Source organism: Micromonospora sp. NPDC005686 (assembly GCF_042871665.1).
Classification (GTDB): Bacteria; Actinomycetota; Actinomycetes; order Mycobacteriales; family Micromonosporaceae; genus Micromonospora.
Genome location: NZ_JBIAIY010000003.1, coordinates 70,362 through 89,626 on the forward strand (window position 1 = coordinate 70,362; position 19,265 = coordinate 89,626).

General features: G+C 72.0%; 14 protein-coding genes. 12 read left to right on the forward strand and 2 right to left on the reverse strand.

Going from position 1 to position 19,265, the window contains the following annotated elements:
* The first annotated feature begins 57 nt into the window (after positions 1-57).
* The 10 genes from ACFYON_RS07695 to ACFYON_RS07740 all read left to right on the forward strand — a co-directional run bounded on the left by ACFYON_RS07695 (position 58) and on the right by ACFYON_RS07740 (position 15,903).
* The gene (locus tag ACFYON_RS07695; protein ID WP_354864333.1) at positions 58-1,080 is read left to right on the forward strand and encodes a carboxymuconolactone decarboxylase; all 1,023 of its coding nucleotides are present in this window, start codon (positions 58-60) and stop codon (positions 1,078-1,080) included.
* 35 nt (positions 1,081-1,115) lie between these two features.
* Entirely contained in the window at positions 1,116-2,126 is a 1,011-nt protein-coding gene (locus ACFYON_RS07700) for a DUF1702 family protein (protein WP_355047234.1), read from the forward strand.
* A complete protein-coding gene (locus tag ACFYON_RS07705) occupies positions 2,123-3,106 on the forward strand; it encodes a DUF1702 family protein (protein ID WP_355047233.1) in 984 nt (327 codons plus the stop codon). Before ACFYON_RS07700 ends, ACFYON_RS07705 begins: the two co-directional genes overlap by 4 nt.
* Positions 3,107-3,157: 51 nt before the next feature.
* Positions 3,158-8,953 (forward strand): type I polyketide synthase, encoded by a 5,796-nt coding sequence (locus tag ACFYON_RS07710; RefSeq protein WP_357708385.1) that lies wholly within the window; start codon positions 3,158-3,160, stop codon positions 8,951-8,953.
* On the forward strand, positions 8,950-9,393 hold the full coding sequence (locus ACFYON_RS07715; protein ID WP_355096182.1) for an acyl-CoA thioesterase: 444 nt from the start codon (positions 8,950-8,952) through the stop codon (positions 9,391-9,393). The genes ACFYON_RS07710 and ACFYON_RS07715 overlap by 4 nt, the downstream gene beginning before the upstream one ends.
* Positions 9,393-9,938: a flavin reductase family protein gene (locus ACFYON_RS07720; RefSeq protein ID WP_355096180.1), complete on the forward strand. Its 546-nt coding sequence runs from the start codon at positions 9,393-9,395 to the stop codon at positions 9,936-9,938. The genes ACFYON_RS07715 and ACFYON_RS07720 overlap by 1 nt, the downstream gene beginning before the upstream one ends.
* Entirely contained in the window at positions 9,935-11,308 is a 1,374-nt protein-coding gene (locus tag ACFYON_RS07725) for a cytochrome P450 (protein WP_354864321.1), read from the forward strand. The genes ACFYON_RS07720 and ACFYON_RS07725 overlap by 4 nt, the downstream gene beginning before the upstream one ends.
* Positions 11,309-11,359: 51 nt before the next feature.
* Entirely contained in the window at positions 11,360-13,297 is a 1,938-nt protein-coding gene (locus ACFYON_RS07730; protein ID WP_387188698.1) for a CRTAC1 family protein, read from the forward strand.
* On the forward strand, positions 13,294-14,289 hold the full coding sequence (locus ACFYON_RS07735) for an enediyne biosynthesis protein (protein ID WP_354864319.1): 996 nt from the start codon (positions 13,294-13,296) through the stop codon (positions 14,287-14,289). Before ACFYON_RS07730 ends, ACFYON_RS07735 begins: the two co-directional genes overlap by 4 nt.
* Before the next feature lie 216 nt (positions 14,290-14,505).
* Entirely contained in the window at positions 14,506-15,903 is a 1,398-nt protein-coding gene (locus ACFYON_RS07740; protein WP_354864317.1) for an MFS transporter, read from the forward strand.
* Between the two features lie 60 nt (positions 15,904-15,963).
* Here ACFYON_RS07740 and ACFYON_RS07745 read toward each other — a convergent pair whose 3' ends face one another.
* Positions 15,964-16,371, reverse strand: coding sequence for an SgcJ/EcaC family oxidoreductase (locus tag ACFYON_RS07745; protein ID WP_354864315.1), 408 nt, complete (start codon positions 16,369-16,371; stop codon positions 15,964-15,966).
* A gap of 178 nt (positions 16,372-16,549) precedes the next feature.
* Between ACFYON_RS07745 and ACFYON_RS07750 the strand changes: the two genes are divergently transcribed.
* Complete coding sequence (locus ACFYON_RS07750) at positions 16,550-17,119, forward strand: DUF5987 family protein (RefSeq protein ID WP_387187946.1); 570 nt, start codon at positions 16,550-16,552, stop codon at positions 17,117-17,119.
* The gene (locus ACFYON_RS07755) at positions 17,116-18,750 is read left to right on the forward strand and encodes an FAD-dependent oxidoreductase (protein WP_387188694.1); all 1,635 of its coding nucleotides are present in this window, start codon (positions 17,116-17,118) and stop codon (positions 18,748-18,750) included. Before ACFYON_RS07750 ends, ACFYON_RS07755 begins: the two co-directional genes overlap by 4 nt.
* 55 nt (positions 18,751-18,805) lie before the next feature.
* On the opposite strand, the gene ACFYON_RS07760 is transcribed toward ACFYON_RS07755, so the two are convergent.
* The gene (locus tag ACFYON_RS07760; RefSeq protein WP_387187949.1) at positions 18,806-19,261 is read right to left on the reverse strand and encodes an SCP2 sterol-binding domain-containing protein; all 456 of its coding nucleotides are present in this window, start codon (positions 19,259-19,261) and stop codon (positions 18,806-18,808) included.
* Positions 19,262-19,265: the final 4 nt, after the last annotated feature.

Here is a 19,265-nt window from a genome sequence, read left to right on the forward strand (position 1 = left end):
GTAGTGCAACGTCAGGTCCGCCACGTCACACCGGTCTCCGCATCGTCCGCGAGCGGTGTGATCGAGCAGGTGTACCAGCAGGTGGCGGACGAGATGCGCCTGGTGATCCCACCGGCGCTCATGCATTCACCGTCCCCCCGGGTGCTGGCCGCCTACTGGACCCTCATGCGCGAGCCGGTGCTGGTCAGCGGCGCCGCCGACCGCGCCTCGAAGGAGGCCGCCGCCACCGCGGTCGCGGTCGCCACGATCTGCCCGTACTGCGTCGACATGCATTCGGTCAGCATGTACGACCTGGCCGGCGAGTACGACGCGGACCAGCTCGCCGCCGACCGCGTCGACGACATGCGCGACCCCCGGCTGCGCGAGATCAGCCAATGGGCGCGGGGCGCACAGGAGGCGCCCGACGGGCCCGGGATGCCGGCCTGGCTCACCCCCGCGCAGAGCGCCGAGCTCATCGGCACGGTGACCGCCATGCACTACCTGACCCGCATGGTGAACGTCTTCCTCTCCAACTTCCTGCTTCCGCCCGGCCTCACCGGGCGGGCGCGGCAGCGGATGAAGCAGGGGGTGGCCCGGCTGCTGCGCGAGACGTTGCGCACGCACCGCGAGCCCGGCCGATCCCTCGACCTGCTGCCGGACGCGCCGCTGCCCGCCGACGCCGGCTGGGCGGCGGGCAACCCGTTCATCGGCGGTGCGCTGGCGCGGGCCGCCGCGACGTTCGACGCGGCCGGCGAGCGGTGGTTGTCACCCGCCGTCCGCGCCGTGGTGCGCGAGCACCTCGACGGCTGGCGCGGCGCGGACACCGGAATCTCCACGGCCTGGTGCGAGGACCTGCTCACCCCGCTCGACCCGGCCGACCGCGCGGCCGGACGGCTCGCGCTGCTCACCGCGGTGTCCTCACACCAGGTGGGCGACGGGGTCGTCGCCGAGTTCCGGCGCCACCAGCCCGGAGACGAGGCGCTCGTGGAGGTCACCGGGTGGGCGGCCTTCGAAGCCGCCCGCCGCATCGGGGCCCGGCAGCGTCGTGCGGCACCCCGCACACCAGGAGACGCGCTGGACGGGAATCGCATAACACGATGAAGTCTCACCCACACAAAGCGTGAGGGAGTTTCTCGATGCCTGCAGTCCTAGGTTCGTTGCGCCGGATGGTCCTGACTCCGTCGTTCCGCGACGTGAGTTTCGCCGGGCGCGGATTTCCGGTCGCCCCCACCGACGCCACCCGCGCCCTCGAAGCCATCCCGCAGGCCGTCGTCTGCGGCTTCGAGTGGGGCATCGAACTGCGGGACCAGTGGGGCCTGGAGCGCCGGCTCGACATGGTCGACGCCGAGCTGCGCGGCTTCGCGTACGAGGGCGCGACGATGGCGTTGACCGTGCGGGACGCGATGGCCGGCGGCCGGGGAACCCGGACCCGGGAGCTGCTGCGCGGACCGGGCGTCCCGCACACGTTCCTCACCTACATCGGCATCGGGTTCGCGATGGCCCGGCTGCCCCGCCCGCTGTGGCGCGGCGTCCTGCCCGACCTCACCGGCACGCCCTACTTCCCGACCATGAGCTGGCTCGCCGTCGACGGCTACGGCTTCGACCGGGCCTACTTCGACACCCGCGACGTGGTGGACCGCCAGCGCCGTCCGGCGCCGTACCCGTGGCAGGGCCGCGCCGACTACTTCCCGCGCGCGGTCGACCAGGGCATCGGGCGGGCGCTGTGGTTCATCCACGGTGGAATCCCGCAGCACGTCGACGCCGCGGTGCGCGCCTTCGCCACCGAGCGGCACGCCGACCTGTGGAGCGGTGTCGGTCTCGCGGCCACCTTCGCGGGCGGCTGCGACGAGACCGGTCTGGGGGTGCTGCGACGGGCGTCCGGCGAGCACTGGCGGCACCTGGCACAGGGTGCGGTGTTCGCCGCCAAGGCCCGCGACTTCTCCGGCTTCGTGCCGGAGCACTCGGCGAGCACGCTGCACACGCTGACCGGCCTCACCGTGCCGGCCGCGGCGGCGCTGGCCGACGACATCAGCCTGACCCGACCCGACCCGACCGGCCCGCCCGACTACGAGTCCTGGCGGCAGCAGATCCGCGACCACCTCGATGCGCTCGCCCTCTCCCACCCCCCAGCGGAGGCCGTGACATGACAGCCTGGCACAACCTGCGACGGCGCGTCCTGACGCCGGACATCTCGGAGACCAAGGTCGCCGTCCGTGGCTTCCACGCCAAGTCGGCGGAGGCCGTCGACCGGCTGGAGACCGTCGGCAGGTCCTTCCTCACCGGTTACGGCGCCGCCGCGGCGACCGGCCGGCCGGCCGACGTCGAGGCCGAGCTCACGCAACTGCCCGAGCTCTACCGCGGCTTCGCCTACGAGGGCGCCGGGATGGCCATGGCCGTGCTCGACGGCCTGCCCACCGGACGCGGCGGGCACGTGCGGTCGCTGCTCGAAGGGCCGGGCGCCGACCACGTCTACATGGTGTACGTCGGGGTCGGCTGGGCGATGGCCCGCCTGCCGAGGTTCCGCTGGTCCACGCTGTACGGCCCGGACCCGCTGCTGCGCTGGCTGCTGCTCGACGGCTACGGCTTCCACCAGGCGTACTTCAAGACCCGCCAGTACGTCCACGAGCGGTACCAGGCGCCCCGGGTCCCGACCGTCGTGCCCGGTCCGGCGTGGCACACCAACCAGGTCATCGACCAGGGCATCGGCCGAGCGAGCTGGTTCGTCTGCGGCACCGACCCGGAGCGGCTCGCCGCGCTGTTCGCCACCTTCCCCGAGGAGCGCCGGCCGGACCTCTACAGCGGGGCCGGCCTGGCCGCCACGTACGCGGGCGGCGTCGACCGCGCGGAGCTGGAGTGCCTCGCCGAGGCGGCCGGCCCGTACCGGGGCCAGCTGGCCCAGGGGGCCGCGTTCGCCGCGCAGGCCCGGCTGCGCGCCGGTCTCGTCGTCCCGCACAACGAACTGGCCACCGAGGTCCTCTGCGGCACGGACGTGGCCACTGCCGCCGCCGCCACCGACCACGCCCGCGAGGGCCTGCCCGCCGACGGTGCAGTGCCCGCCTATGCGACCTGGCGTCAACGCATCGCCGACGCGTTCTCGGCACACACCGGGGTGGAACGGCCTCGCTGATCCCGTCTCGTGCGCCCGTCCGCCCGTCCATGTGAGGAGCCCCGATCGCCCATGTCCAGAATCGCGCTGGTGGGAATGGCGTGCCGATATCCCGACGCCACCACCCCCAAGGAACTCTTCGACAACGCCGTCGCCGGTCGCCGGGCGTTCCGCCGGCTGCCGGACGTCCGGATGCGGCTGGAGGACTACTGGGATCCGGATCCCCGTACCCCGGACCGCTTCTACGCCCGCAACGCGGCCGTCATCGACGCGTACGAGTTCGACCGGATCGCGTACAAGGTGGCCGGCAGCACGTACCGGTCCACCGACCTGACCCACTGGCTGGCTCTCGACGTGGCCGCCGGAGCCCTGGCCGACGCCGGCTTTCCGATGGCCGAGGGCCTGCCCCGTGAGCGCACCGGCGTGATCGTCGGCAACACGCTCACCGGCGAGTTCTCCCGCGCCAACCAGCTGCGGCTGCGCTGGCCGTACGTGCAGCGCACGGTGACCGCGGTGCTGCGCGAGCGTGGGTTCGCCGACGACGAACTGGACGCTCTCCTCGACGACCTGGAGCAGACGTACAAGAGCCCGTTCCCGGCGGTCGACGAGGACACCCTGGCCGGCGGCCTGTCCAACACCATCGCCGGGCGCATCTGCAACCACTTCGACCTGCAGGGCGGCGGTTACACGGTGGACGGCGCCTGCTCGTCCTCGTTGCTCTCGGTGGCCACCGCCTGCAAGGCGCTGGCCGACGGCGAGCTCGACGTCGCGGTGGCCGGCGGGGTGGACCTGTCGGTCGACCCGTTCGAGGTCATCGGGTTCGCCAAGACCGGGGCGCTGGCCACCGGCGAGATGCGCGTCTACGACCGCGGCTCGAACGGGTTCTGGCCGGGTGAGGGCTGCGGCATGGTCGTGCTGATGCGCGAGAGTGACGCGCTGCGCGGCAACCACCGCATCTACACCACGGTCGCCGGCTGGGGCATCTCCTCCGACGGGCGTGGCGGCATCACCCGGCCGGAGACCCGCGGCTACCACCTCGCCCTCAACCGGGCGTACGCCCGCGCCGGCTTCGGCATCGAGACCGTGCCGCTGTTCGAGGGGCACGGCACCGGCACGAAGGTGGGCGACTCCAACGAGCTGACCGCACTCAACCAGAACCGGCTGGCCGCCGACCCGGCCGCCGCGCCCGCGGTGATCGGGTCGGTCAAGGCGATGATCGGGCACACCAAGGCGGCGGCCGGTGTGGCCGGTCTGATCAAGGCGTCGATGGCGATGCACAACGAGGTCATCCCGCCCACCGTCGGCTGTGTCGACCCGCACGAGGTCTTCGAGTCGCCCAACGCCGCGCTGCGCGTCGCGCGTCGGGCCGAACCGTGGCCGGACGACCGCCCGGTGCGTGCCGGCGTGACCGCGATGGGCTTCGGCGGCATCAACACCCACCTCGTCCTGGACCGCGGCGAGCCGGTGCGCAAGGTGCGCTACGGCAGCCGTACGCGGGCCATCGCGGCCGGCGCCCAGGACGCCGAGCTGCTGCTGTTCGACGCGCTGACCCCGGCCGAGCTGCGCGAACGGTTGCAGCGGGTGGCCGACTTCGTGCCGTCGATCAGCTACGCCCAGCTCAGCGACCTGGCCGCGACCCTGCACGGCGAACTGCGCGAGCTGCCCTGGCGGGCGGCGGTCGTGGCGCACACCCCGTCCGACGCGACGAACCGGCTGAAAGCAGTGGTCGCCGCCCTGGACGCCGGTGAGCCGCAGCTGTTCGCCGACGGGGGGCGTACCTGCTTCGGGCAGATCGGGGACGGGGAGATCGGCTTCCTGTTCCCCGGGCAGGGCTCCGGCAGGGGCACCAGCGGTGGCGCGCTACGCCGGCGCTTCGCCGAGGCCGAGGAGGTCTACCGCGCCGCCGCGCTGCCCCGCAGCGGCGACATGGTCGCCACCGAGGTGGCCCAGCCGCGCATCGTCACCGGCTCGATCGCCGGCCAGCGCGTGCTGCGGACCCTCGGCCTGGAGGCAGTCGTGGCGGTCGGGCACAGCCTCGGCGAGCTGACCGCTCTCCAGTGGGCCGGGGCGATGGACGACGAGACCGTGCTGCGCCTGGCCGCCCTGCGCGGCCGCACCATGGCCGAGCACAGCTCCTCGGGCACGATGGCCGGCCTGTCCTGCGGGCCCGAGCAGGCCGAGCGGCTGATCGCCGGGCTGTCCGCGGTCGTCGGCGGGCACAACGGCCCCGGACAGACCGTGATCAGCGGCAGCGTAGAGGCCGTCGAGCAGGCCTGCCGGCGGGCCGAGGAGGCAGGTGTCGCGGCGACCCGCCTCGCGGTCTCCCACGCGTTCCACTCGTCGCTGGTCGCCGAGGCCGCGGACGCCTTCGGCGGCCTGTTGCGCCGGGAGTCCTTCGGCACACCCGACCGGCGCGTGGTCTCGACGGTGACCGGTGAGGAACTGCCCACCGAGACCGACCTGGCCGACCTGCTCACCCGGCAGATCACCGAGCCGGTGCTGTTCGCCCAGGCGGTCGCCGTGGCCGCCAAGAACGTCGACCTGCTCATCGAGGTCGGCCCCGGCCGGGTGCTCAGCGGCCTGGCGAGCGGTGTGGTGGACGTACCGGCGGTCGCGCTGGACACCGACGACGAGTCGTCGGTCGGCCTGCTGCGGGTGCTCGGAGCGGCCTTCGTGGTGGGGGCCACCGACGTCGACCCCGCGCTGTTCCACGGGCGGCTGGTGCGCCCGCTGGCGGTGGGCACGGAGTTCCGCTTCTTCGAGAGCCCGTGCGAGGCCGCGCCGCAGGTGCCGGCACGCAACCGCGGCGGGATTCCGGCGGCGCCGTCCGGCACGCCGGAGGCGCAACCCGCGCCCGGCCCGGCCGGTGAGTCGGTCGCCGACCTGCTGCGCCGGATGACCGCGGAACGGGCGGAACTGCCGCCCGAGCTGGTCGACATGAACAGCCGCCTGCTCGACGACCTGCACTTCAGCTCGATCACCGTGGGCCAGATGGTGAACCGGGTGGCGCAGAGCATCGGCATCCCGCCGAGCCGCACGCCCGCCAACTTCGCCACCGCCACCCTCGCCGAGCTGGCCGAGGCCCTCGAAGGGCTGCGCGGGTCGGAGACGGTCGCGGGCGCCACCGAAGCCGCGCCGGTCGTCACCGGCGCCGCCGACTGGGTGCGGTCCTGGCGGGTCGACCTCGACGAGCGCGACGTGCCGGCGGCGGCCGGCGTCGAGCAGCGCGGCAGCTGGCAGGTGCACGCCCCGGCGGAGCACCCGCTGGCCGAGCCGCTGCGGGCCGCGCTCGAGCGCGGCGACGTCGGCGGCGGCGTGCTGGTCCTGCTGCCGACCGACTGCGAGGAGGCGGATCTGGCCGAGGCGCTCGCCGGGGCCCGGGCCGCGGTGACCGGCGCCTCCGGTGGCCGGTTCGTCCTGGTGCAGCACGGGCGGGGCGCGGCAGGTCTGGCCAAGACCCTGCACCTGGAGGCGCCGCACATCCGCACCACGGTCGTGCACATCGCGCCGGAGCCCGACGCGGTGGACCGGATCGTCGCCGAGGTCGCCGGCACCACGAGCTTCACCGAGGCGTGGTACGCGGCCGACGGCACCCGCCGCGTGCCGGTGCTGCGCCCGTTGCCGGTGAGCCCGGCGCGTACCGAGGCGGCGCTCGACGGGTCCGACGTGCTGCTGGTGACCGGCGGCGCCAAGGGCATCACCGCCGAGTGCGCCCTGGCCATGGCCAAGGACAGCGGCGCCCGGCTGGCCCTGCTCGGCCGCTCCGACGCGGCCACCGACCCGGAGATCTCGGCGAACCTGGCCCGCATCGCCGAGCAGGGCGTCACCGTCCGGTACGCGCGGGCCGACGTCACCGACCCGGCCCAGGTACGCGCGGCGGTCGATTCGCTCACCGCGGAACTCGGCGGTCCGGTGACCGCGGTGCTGCACGGCGCCGGGCGTAACGAGCCGACCGCCCTCACCGGCGTGAACGAGGACATGGTCCGCCGCACGCTGGCACCCAAGGTGGACGGCCTGCGCAACGTCCTGGACGCCGTCGGCGGCGATGGGCTCAAGCTGCTGGTCGCGCTCGGCAGCATCATCGGCCGGGCGGGTCTGCGCGGAGAGGCGCACTACTCGATCGCCAACGAGTGGCTCGACGACCTGGTCACCCGCTACGGCACGGACCACCCGGACTGCCGCACCCTGGTGCTGGAGTGGTCGGTCTGGTCGGGCGTGGGCATGGGCGAGCGGTTGTCAGTGGTCGAGACGCTGGCCCGCGAGGGCGTCACCGCCATCACCCCGGACCAGGGGCTGGCGATGCTGCGCCGGCTGCTCGACGACCCGTCGGTGCCGTCCACCGTGGTGATCAGCGGCCGTACCGAGGGCATCCACACGGTCGAGCGGGAGAGCCCTCCGCTGCCGCTGCTGCGCTTCGTGGACCGGCCGCTGGTGCGCTACCACGGCGTCGAGCTGGTGGTGGAGACGGAGCTGAACGCCGGCACCGACCCGTACCTCGCCGACCACCTGCTCGACGGCAACCTGCTGTTCCCGGCAGTGCTGGGCATGGAGGCGATGGCCCAGGTGACTCGGGCCCTGACGGGCTGGACCGGAGCGCCGACGATCACCGACGCCCGGTTCGAGCGGCCGATCGTGGTGCCGCCGGGTGGCAGCACGACGATCCGGATCGCCGCGGTGCGCACCGACGACGACGCGGTCGACGTGGTGATCCAGAGCGAGGAGACCGCGTTCGCGGCCGACCACTTCCGCGCCCGGCTGCTCCGGCGCGACACCGGCCCGGCCGGCGGCGCCCCGGACCAGGTCGGCGAGGGGATGCCGCCGGTGGCCCTCGACCCGGCCGCGGAACTCTACGGCGACGTGCTCTTCCAGGGCGGCCGGTTCCAGCGGCTGCGCGGCTACCGGCGCGCGCAGGCCCGGGACGTGGACGTCGTGGTCGAGGCGCTGCCGCAGACCGACTGGTTCGCCGCCTTCCTGCCCGGCGCGCTCGTGCTCGGCGACCCGGGGGTGCGGGACACCCTCATGCACGGCAACCAGGTCTGCGTGCCGGACGCGACGCTGCTGCCGGTACGGGTGGACGAGCTGCACCCCGCCGGTGACCGGCTCGACCGGGCCGGTGAGCTGCGCTACTGCGCCACCGAGCGCAGCCGGGACGGCGACACCTACGTCTACGACATCGCCCTGCGCGACGCGGACGGCTCGGTCATCGAACGCTGGACCGGGCTGCACCTGCGGGCGGTACGCAAGCGCGACGGGCGCGGCCCGTGGGCGCCGGCACTGCTCGGGCCGTACCTGGAGCGCACGATCGGCGACCTGACCGGCATCCGGGCCGCGGTGGTGGTCGAGCCGGACGACCCGGGCGACGACACCGGCGACCACGTCGGCACGCGGCGGGTGCGCACCGGCCGCGCGGCCGGGCGGGCCGTGAACCGCCCGGTGAACGTCCGGTACCGCCCGGACGGGCGGCCGGAGATCGACGGTGACCTGACGCTGACCGCGGCCCACGGCGCCGGTCTCACCCTGTGCGCCGTGGGGGAGGGGCAGCTCGGCTGCGACGTCGAGCCGGTCACCGCCCGGACGGAGGACGACTGGCACGGGCTGCTCGGCCGGCACCTCGACCTGGCCCGCCTGATCGCCGATACGTGCGCCGAGCCGCTGGACGTGGCGGCCACCCGGGTCTGGTCGGCGATCGAGTGCCTGCGCAAGGCGGGCGCCTCGGCCGACGCCCCGATCACGCTCGCCGGAACCGAACGCGCTGGCTGGGTCACCCTCGCCTCCGGCGGCATCCGCATCGGCGCCCTGGCGGCGACGGTACGCGGCGGCGGCGTCGAGCCAGTGGTCTTCGCCGTACTCGCAAAGGAGGGCCAGTGAACTACTTCGAGTATCGCCACACCGTGGGCTTCGAAGAGACCAACCTGGTGGGCAACGTCTACTACGTCAACTACCTGCGGTGGCAGGGCCGGGCGCGCGAGCTGTTCCTCAAGGAGCGCGCCGCGGAGGTGCTCGCCGATCTGCAGGACGACCTGAAGCTGTTCACGCTCAAGGTGGACTGCGAGTTCTTCGCCGAGATCACCGCGTTCGACGAGGTCTCCATCCGGATGCGCCTGGTCGAGCTCGGCCAGACCCAGCTGCAGTTCGGCTTCGACTACGTGCGGCTCAACCCGGGCGGCGGCGAGACGCTCGTCGCCCGGGGGATGCAGCGGGTGGCGTGCATGCGCGGCCCGAACAACCGGACCGTGCCGTCGCGGGTGCCGGAGGCGCTGGTGCGCGCGTTGGAGCCGTACACCCACCAGTTGGCGAGGGCCCGCTGATGGCCGAGCTGCAGACCGAGCGCGAACCCGTGCCGCAGGTGCAGGACACCGCCCTGCTGCGGCGTACCTTCGGCTCGTTCGCGACCGGCGTGACGGTGGTGACGACCGGCGGCGACGAGCCGCACGGCATGACGGCGAACAGCTTCACCGCGGTGTCGCTGGAGCCGCCGTTGGTGCTGGTCTGCGTCGACCGCAACGCCAACATGCACAGCGCCATGGTGCGGGCCGGCACCTTCGGGGTGTCGGTGCTCAGCGCCGGTCAGGAGAGGGTGGCCCGGCACTTCGCAGGACGCCGGCCGATCGGCGCCGCGGAGTTCGCCGACACCGACTGCCTGCGGGGCGCCTGGTGCGACGCCCCACTGATCGCCGGCGCGGCCGCCCACTTCGAGTGCGAGCTGTGGCGCACGTACGACGGTGGCGACCACAGCATCTTCGTCGGCCGGCTGCTCAGCATGGCGGGTAGCAGCGACGAGGACGTACTGGTCTTCCTGCGCGGCCGGTTCGGCCGGATCGAGTGCGACGCGGCCGACCGGAGGGCGGCATGACCGCCGCTGTCACCCCGGCCGACACCCCGTCGCGGGGGCGCGCCCTGCCGGGGCCGTCCCGGCGGGCGGCGCTGCGGCTGCTCGCCCAGATGAACCGCGACCGGCTGGCCATGATGACCGGCGCCGCACGGGAGTACGGCGACGCCGCCCGGCTGCCGGTCGGGCACAAGGCGCTGTACTTCTTCAACCACCCCGAGACAGCGAAGCACGTGCTGGCCGGCAACGCCGCCAACTACCGCAAGGGCATCGGCCTGGTGCACGCCCGGCGTGCGCTCGGCGACGGCCTGCTCACCAGCGAGGGCGAACTCTGGAAGGAACAGCGCAAGGTGATCCAGCCGGCCTTCCAGAGCCGGCGGATCGCCGAGCAGGCCGGGGCCGTCGCGGCCGAGGGAGCCCGGCTGGTCGACCGGTTGCGGAGCCGGATCGGCGCCGGCCCGGTGCAGCTGGTCGACGAACTCACCGGCCTGACCCTGGGTGTGCTCGGCCGCACGCTGCTCGACGCCGACCTGCACGAGTTCGACGGCATCGGCAACGACTTCGCCCGGGTACAGGACCAGGCCATGTTCGAGCTGGAGACGCTCAGCATGGTGCCGATGTGGATCCCGCTGCCGCACCAGATGCGGTTCCGCAAGGCCCGGCAACGCCTGGAGGTCGTCGTCGAACGCCTGGTGGCCGAGCGACGCCGGCGGAGGACCGACGCCGACGACGTGTTGTCCCGGCTCATCGTGTCGGCCGACCGCGAGGCCGACCCCCGCACGGGGCGGATGCGCCTGCGCGACGAGTTGGTGACGCTGCTGCTGGCCGGGCACGAGACCACGGCCAGCACGCTGAGTTGGAGCCTGCACCTGCTGGATCGGCACCCGCAGGTCTGGCAGCGGGTGCACGACGAGGCGGTCGAGGTGTTCGGCGGCCGGGCGCCCGAGTACGACGACCTGCGGCGGCTGACCTACACCTCGGCCGTCATCTCCGAGGCCATGCGGTTGTTCCCGCCCGTCTGGCTGCTTCCCCGGATCGCGATCGAGGACGACGTGGTGGGCGGCTACCGGGTGCCCGCCGGAGCGGACGTGCTCGTCTCGCCGTACACCCTGCACCGCCACCCGGCCTTCTGGCCGGAGCCGGACCGGTTCGACCCGGAGCGTTTCCTCGGCGACGCCGGGACGGACCGGCCGCGGTTCGCCTACATCCCCTTCGGAGCCGGCCCCCGCTTCTGCGTGGGTAACCACCTCGGTCTGCTCGAGGCGGTGCTTGTGCTCGCCCTGCTCTGCCGCGACCTGCGGCTGACCGGGCTTCCCGGCCGACCGGTCGTCGCCGAACCGATGTTGTCGCTGCGCATACGCGGTGGACTGCCGGTGACGGTGCAGGCCGCCTGACCCTGAATGGAGAGCCCCTTGTCAACGCCCACGATCGGACGGCCACGGCGCATGTTGCCGGCCCTGTTCGCGATCCTGCTGGTCGCCGGCCTCTACACCATCGCCCGCGCGCCGTCCGCCTCAGCCTCGGAGCGGGCCGAGGTCTCGTCCCGCTACCAGTTCACCGAACTCCCGATCGCCCTCCCGCCGGGGCTGCCGAACAACAACGTCCGTCGGGTGAACCAGGACTACCAGCACATCCGCTCCTGGATCTCGTCGGTCGGCGCGAGCATCGCCGTCAACGACCTCACCGGGGCGGGCGTCGCCCAGGACCTCTGCCTGGTGGACACCCGCAGCGACTCCGTCATCGTCACTCCCGTACCCGGAACCGGGACTCGGTATGCGCCGTTCGTGCTGGATCCCGCGCCGCTGCCGAGCGGCCCGGGGGTCGCGCCGATGGGCTGCACGCCCGGCGACTTCAACCAGGACGGCCGGATGGACCTGCTGACCTACTACTGGGGCCGCACGCCGATCGTCTTCCTCAACAAGCAGACCGGCGCCTCGACGTCGCTCAGCAAGGCGACCTACCAACCGTCCGAGCTGGTGCCCCAGTCGCCCTCCGCGGACGGCAGCTACCACGGCCCGCTGTGGAACACCAACGCGGTGGCGGTCGCCGACTTCGACGGCGACTCGCATCCGGACATCGGGGTGTTCAACTACTTCCCGGACAGCGGGGTGCTCGACCCCGACTCCCCGCGCAACGTCGAGATGAACCACTCCATGTCCCGGGCGAAGAACGGCGGCGGCGCGCACGTGCTGCGCTGGACCGGCGCCACCGGAGGCGACCAGCCCTCGGTGAGCTACCAGGAGCAGCCCGGCGCCGTGCCGCCGAAGCTCGCCTCCGGCTGGACGCTGGGAGCCGGCTCCGCGGACCTGGACGGCGACCTGCTGCCCGAGCTGTACCTGGCCAACGACTTCGGCAACGACCACCTCCTGCACAACGTGTCCACCCCCGGAAAGATCAAGTTCGCCGGTACGGAGGGACGCCGCGGCGCCATGACACCGAAGTCGATGGTGGTCGGCCACGACTCGTTCAAGGGCATGTCGATCGACTTCGGCGACCTGATGGGCACCGGCCGGTTCGACATGTTCGTCAGCAACATCACGACGCCGTGGGGGATCGAGGAAAGCAACTTCGTGTGGCGTAACAACGCGGCGAACGAGCAGGAGGCGGGCCGGAAGCTCCGCAAGGGCATCGCCCCGTACGACCAGAAGGCCGCCGAGCACCACATGGCCTTCACCGGCTGGGGCTGGGACGCCAAGATGGCCGACTTCGACAACAGCGGGCGCATGGCTGTGGTGCAGGCGGACGGCTTCGTCAAGGGCACCATCAACCGCTGGCCGTGGCTGCAGGAACTGGCCATGAGCAACGACCTCATGCTGCAGAACCCGCACATGTGGCCGAAGGCCGAGCCCGGTGACGACATCGCCGGCCACCAGAAGCTGGCGTTCTGGGCACCGGGCAAGGACGGCAAGTTCCTGAACGTCAGCGAGGACCTCGGCCTCGCGGTGCCGGTGCCGACGCGCGGGATCGCGGTCGGTGACGCCGACAACGACGGCGCCCAGGACTTCGCGGTGGCCCGCCAGTGGGACGCGCCCGTCTACTACCGCAACGCCAAGGCGGGCAACGGGAACTTCCTCGGGCTGCGGCTCTTCCGCCCGGCGCTGGGCGACGACCGGGCCCGTACGCCCGCGTACGGCGCGCAGGTCTGCATCAAGAGGGCCGACGGCCGGATGCAGATCTCGCAGCTCGACGGTGGCAGCGGGCACAGCGGCCGACGCAGTTTCGACGTCTTCTTCGGGCTCGGCGACGCCGGCTCGCAGCCCGTCGAGGCCACCGTCAAGTGGCGTGACGCCAACGGGGTCGCCCGCAGCCAGACGCTCGACCTCACCAACGGGTGGCACGACGTAATGCTCACCGAGCAGGCAACGGAGGTACCAGGACGATGACCGACACCGAGGTTCGGACCGCGACGAGGAGCCGGCCGGCAGAGCCGCTGGTCTCACCATCCGCGGCCTCCGGAGAGGCGGCGCGTGAGCCCGCCCGCGTCGACTCCGCCGACCCCCGCTACAAGGCGCTGCGCAACTTCGCCATCTCGATGAGCGTCTTCAACATCCTCGGCTACACAGTGCTCGGCTTCGAGCAGCCGTGGCTCTGGCCGCTGCTGGCCCTGGCCGTCGGCTACACCGCGGAGATCGCCATCGAGTCGGTGGCGGCGTGGGCCAACGGCCGCCGGCCGGAGTACGCCGGCAACGGCGCGTGGGGTATGTACACCTTCCTGCTGCCCACCCACATCACGGCGCTGGCCTGCAACATGCTGCTCTACGCCAACGTGCACTTCTGGCCCATCGCGTTCGCCGTCGTGGTGGCGATCGGGCAGAAGTACGTCTTCCGTGCCCCGATCAAGGGCCGGATGCGCCACTTCCTGAACCCGTCGAACTTCGGCATCACGATCACCCTGCTCGCCTTCTCGTGGGTGAACATCGCGCCGCCGTACCACTTCACCGAGTCGGTGCCGGACGCCATCTCGTTCATCGTCCCGTTCGTCATCCTCACGGCGGGCACCGTGCTGAACGCCATGCTCACCAGGAAGGTCCTGCTGATCATGGGCTGGGCGGGCGGCTTCGTCATCCAGGCACTGGTACGGCACTGGATCTGGGACGTCTCGTTGTGGGGCGCGCTGGTGCCGATGACCGGTGTGGCCTTCGTCCTGTTCACCAACTACATGATCACGGACCCGGGCACGACGCCCTCGACCGGCCGCGCGATGTTCATGTTCGGCGCCTCGGTGGCCACCGTCTACGGCATCCTGATGGTCTTCAACGTGGTCTACACGCTGTTCTTCGCGGTCACCATCGTGTGCGTCATCCGCGGCGTGTACTGGTGGGTGCGTTCGTACCGGGAGAGCCGCCGGCCGCAGCTGGCACCGGCCCTGGCCTAGTCGAGCCGCCGCGACGGCCACTGTGGGCGTCGCCGCCGTACCCGTGACGGCGGCGGCGCCCACGCCGTCGTGCGCGAACCCGGCCACCGCCGGGCGCCGAGGTCGCTTTTCAGGAGATGCCCCGGGTTCGGGCACGAGGCCAGACTGGGCCCGGTCGCGTCGTCCGGGTGATGCCCCGGAGCACGAACTCACCTGGCGTTCGAGCGGGAGGCGTTTATGAGCATCGTCGACGTGAAACGCAAGGCCTTCCACCATCTTCTGGTCAGCACCGTGCTGGTCTCGATCATCAATGTCACCGTCTGGTTCGGGGTCACCTTCTACGTGTACCTGCAGACGCGCTCGGTGTTCGCCACGGGAGTGATCTCCGGGCTCTACCTGGCGATGACCGCGCTGACCGGCATCTGGTTCGGCAGCCTCGTCGACCGCCACCCGAAGAAGACGATGATGCAGCTGTCGTCGGTGGTGTCGCTGGTGCTGTACCTCGTGGCTTTCGTGATCTACCAGACCGCGTCGCCGGCGTCGTTCACCGACCCGACCAGCGTGGTCCTGTGGACGCTGGTCGTGGTGCTGATGTCCGGTGTCGTCGCGGGCAACATCCGTTTGATCGCACTGCCGACGCTGGTGACGGTCCTGATCCCCGAGGAGGCCAGGGACCGTGCCAACGGCCTGATCGGCGCCACCATCGGGGTGGTCGGCGTCGTCACGAACGTGATCAGTGGCGTGCTCGTGGCGATCGACGGCATGTTCTGGGTGCTGGTCCTGGCCCTGGTGGTGCTCGCCGCCTCCGCGGCGCACCTGCGCCTCGTGCCGGTCCCCGAGCGCGCGGCGGCCGCCGACACCCGTCCGGGCGAGCCGGCCGCCAACGGGCCGGCGTCCGACGCGGGCGTGCCGGGCGGCATGGTGGACCTGCGGGGCACCATCCGGTTGATCGGCGAGGCGCCCGGGTTGGGCGCCCTGATCGTCTTCTCGTCGTTCAACAACGTCCTCGGCGGCGTGTTCCTGGCGCTGATCACCCCCTACGGACTGTCGCTGATGTCGGTCCAGGCGTGGGGATTGCTCTGGGGAGTGCTGTCCACCGGCTTCATCGTCGGCGGGCTGATCATCGCCCGGACCGGCCTGAGCAGGAACCCGGTGCGGCTGCTGCTCATCGTGAACCTCTGCCTGTGGACGGTCACCCTGCTGTTCCCACTACGGTCCTCGATCATCCTGCTGTCCGTGGGCATGTTCATCTACACCCTGCTCCAGCCGTACGCCGAGGCCTCCGAGCAGACGATCCTGCAGAAGGTGGTGCCCTACGAGCGGCAGGGGCGCGTCTTCGGCTTCGCGCAGAGCGTCGAGCAGGCTGCCTCACCGCTGGCCACGTTCCTGATCGCGCCGATCGCCCAGTTCCTGTTCGTCCCGTTCATGACCGACGGCGCCGGTGCCCGGACGATCGGCGGCTGGTACGGCACCGGCGCCGACCGGGGCCTCGCGCTCATGTTCATGCTGAGCGGCGTCATCGGCCTGATCGTCACCGTCCTGGCGATGCTGAGCCGCTCGTACCGACGGCTGAGCCGGCGTTACATGCAGTCTCCGGCGGCTTCCGCGGAACTGACCACCACCGGGCAGAGGTGAGACGAACACGCCGCCGGTGCTTTTCCACCGGCGGCGTGTTCGGTTTGGCCGAAAGGGACGTCAGGAACGGTCGCGCGGGCAGTTCTGATAGACCGCGAGCACCCAGTCGTCGTTCTCCTTGACGAGGATCCACGACGCCCGGATCGCGTTCTGCGGCGCCAACTCCTCGGCGCCGGCCTCGATCACCCCGCCCTCGGTCAGCAGCGCCACGGCACCCGGACCGAGCGGCCGGATCGCGATCGGCGTCCCGGTGACCGTCGTACCGCGGTAGGGCCCGGCGTACGCGTTCGTCATGAACTGCCTGATGGCCTCGCGTCCCTGAACGAAGACACCGGGCAGGATCAGCGTCCCGTCCTCGGCGAACAACCGGGCGAAGGCGTCGGCGTCGTGCTCACGCCACGCGTTGACCATGCGCGCCGGGACGGCGGCGATGGCGGCCTGTTCGGTGGATGCGGTAGTCGAAGTCATCGGCTCTCTCTTTCTCGACGAGACGGCGAAACGGCCGTCTCCATCGTGTCCACATCCGTGCCCGCCTAGCGCCTTCACGCGTGCGCAGCATCGTGCCGCAAGCCCAGAGATGACCCCGAACGGCGCAGCGAATGAACATGGGAATTCGATTCGACGTTCGCAGAAAGGCGGTGCAGGGATGCCACCGGAATCCACGCGGTTGACCGATTCCGAGGTGATGACGCTCGAGGCCTTCGCGGACACCATCATCCCCGGAGAGCGGCGGCACGCCACCGACCGAGCCGTCGCCGGCGCGGCCGACGGCGGGGGCGCGGTCGCGTCCGGCGCCGTCGATCTGATGGCGTCCGAGGAGGGCGGCCTCGGCGGGCTGCTGCCGACGCTCGTGATCGGGCTCAACGACCACGCGCAGGCGTACGCCGACAGGCGCGGCCTGACCCTCGACGACAGCGTTCCCGCCTTCGTCGCCCTGGACTTCGACGACCGGACCGCGTTGGCCGCCGAGCTGATGGCGCCACGCACCGACGAGCAGGACCTGTGGGTGCCGCTCGCCATGTTCAGCGTGATGGCCTGGGACACGGGCGCCTCCGTGCACACCACCGAGGCCCTGGCCGCCGGCCATCCGGGCCTGACCACGATGGGCTTCACCGGGCCCGACACCGACGGCCTGTGGCGCTTCCCGGACTTCTCCTACCGCCGGGTGCTCGCCTCCCCGCACCCGCACACCACACCCTCGGGAGATCCCGCATGACACCTATTGAGACCACCGACGTCCTGGTGATCGGCAGCGGCTTCGGTGGCGCGATCCCGGCCTACCGGCTCGCTGCCGGCGGCGCCCGCGTCGTCGTGCTCGAACGCGGTCCCTGGCTCACCGGCGAGGATTTCGAGCACGACTTCAAGTTCGGCAGCTCGAGCACCCGGGCCTTCGAGTTCACCATGGGCGACGGCATGAACATCCTCGGGGGAAACTGCGTCGGAGGTGGCAGCGTCGTCTACTTCGCGGCCATGCCACGGGCGCCCCGGTACGCCTTCGAGCGGCTCGGCGGCGCGGGACGACGGTTGTGGCCGAGCAGCATCAGCCGCGCCGCGCTCGATCCCTGGTACGACATGGTCGCCGAGTCGCTGCCGATCACCCGGCAGGACTGGAACGACGTCACGTACTCCGGGGGCCTGTTCGGGGCGGCGTGCGCGCACGCGGACCGTACGGCCAACCCGGTGCCCGCCGCCATCGACCGGGACAGGTGCACCAACTGCAACTGGATGATGTCCGGCTGCCGGTTCGACGCGAAGCGCTCACTGCTGCTGAACTACCTGCCCGGGGCGCTGGCGCACGGCGCCCGGATCCGGCCCCTGCACGAGGTGCAGCGCATCTCGCGCACCGACGACGGCTACCGGGTGCACTTCAACACCGTGGACGAGGTGGACTACCGCAGCGTCACCGGCAGCGGCGCGATCGACTGCAAGGTCGTGATCGTCGCGGCCGGCGCAGCGGCGACCCCGGCGATCCTGCAACGCTCCGAGGACGACCTCGGCGAGATGCCGGCCGCCGTGGGCCGGTACTTCTCGGGCAACGGCGAGCGGCTCAACACGGCGGTCGTCGACGAGAACCGGGTGCGTGAGGTGCTCGGCCTCTCCCGTCCCGACGGGCGGGCCTACGAGGGGTACCAGATCGGCAAGGGCCCGGTCTGCGCCAGTTGGGACCGGCTCGACGAGAACCTGCCGGAGTTCCACCGCTACTCGCTGGAGCAGCTCTACTTCCCGCCCGGCTTCGGCACGATCCTCGCTCAGGTGCGTGACGCCACCGGGCCCACGTGGTTCGGCCTCGAGAAGAAGGAGATGCTGCGCCGCTGGCAGTCGTGGCTGACCATCTTCATCATGTCCGAGGACGACAACGAGGGCGTCTTCGGCCCGCCGCCCGAGACCGGCAACGCCGACCGGGTCTCGCAGCAGATGCTCAGCCGCGGCCCGCTGCGCTACGACCCGACGGCGAACACCCGGGCCGCCTGGGCGCGGGCCGACGCGGACGTGCGTGACATCCTGGAGCGCGACGGCCTGGCCAAGGTGACGCCGTGGAGCGACGAGGTGATCGGCGCCTACACGGTGCATCCGCTGTCGTCCTGCCGGATCGGCGACGACCCGCAGACGTCCGCCCTGGACGACACGCACGAGCTGCGCAACCACCCCGGCATCTTCGTCACCGACGGCTCGTCGGTGCCCGGTGCGTTGACCGTGAACCCGGCCTTCACCATCGCGGCGCTGGCCGAGCGGGCGGTGCCCCGGATCGTCGAGGCGGTCGCCCGGCGCGGTGTCGAGGTGCGGTACGTGGCCGAACCCCCGGAGGCGCGCACCAGCAGCCGCCGTCCTCTCCTCGCCCAGGCGTGAAACGGCCGGGTCCGCCTCGACGGACCCGGCCGCTCGCCGGTGTGGCCCCGGCCACTCAGGGCCGGGGCACGTCGAAGAGGGCGGGGAACTTGTTGATCAGACCGAGGTCACCGCGGGCCTTCAGCTTGCCGCGCAGAAAGAGCATGCGGGCGTTGGCGTTGCCGGTGGTCATCTTGACGAAGTTGACCGCGTCGAGGTGCAGCACCAGCCGCGGCGTGCGCGCCGGTCGCGGGGACACCGTGCACCGGCCGCCGGCGATCTCCAGCTCGAAGACGTCGTCCTCGCCGTCGGCGGGGCCGGTCACGTGCCAGTGCACCACGGCCTGGAGGGCACCGGCGCGGTCCGGCCGGAATACGTCCGGCATGCCGGCGATCAGGTCGCCGAGAACGGTCTTGCGCCGGTCCCCGGCGACCAGTTCGCGCAATTCGGCGTCCGAGGCCTTCTTGACCTGTCGCGCGAATGTGGCCGCGCCTTCCGCGGGGTTCACCATGGACACCATTCGTCGCTCCATTCGG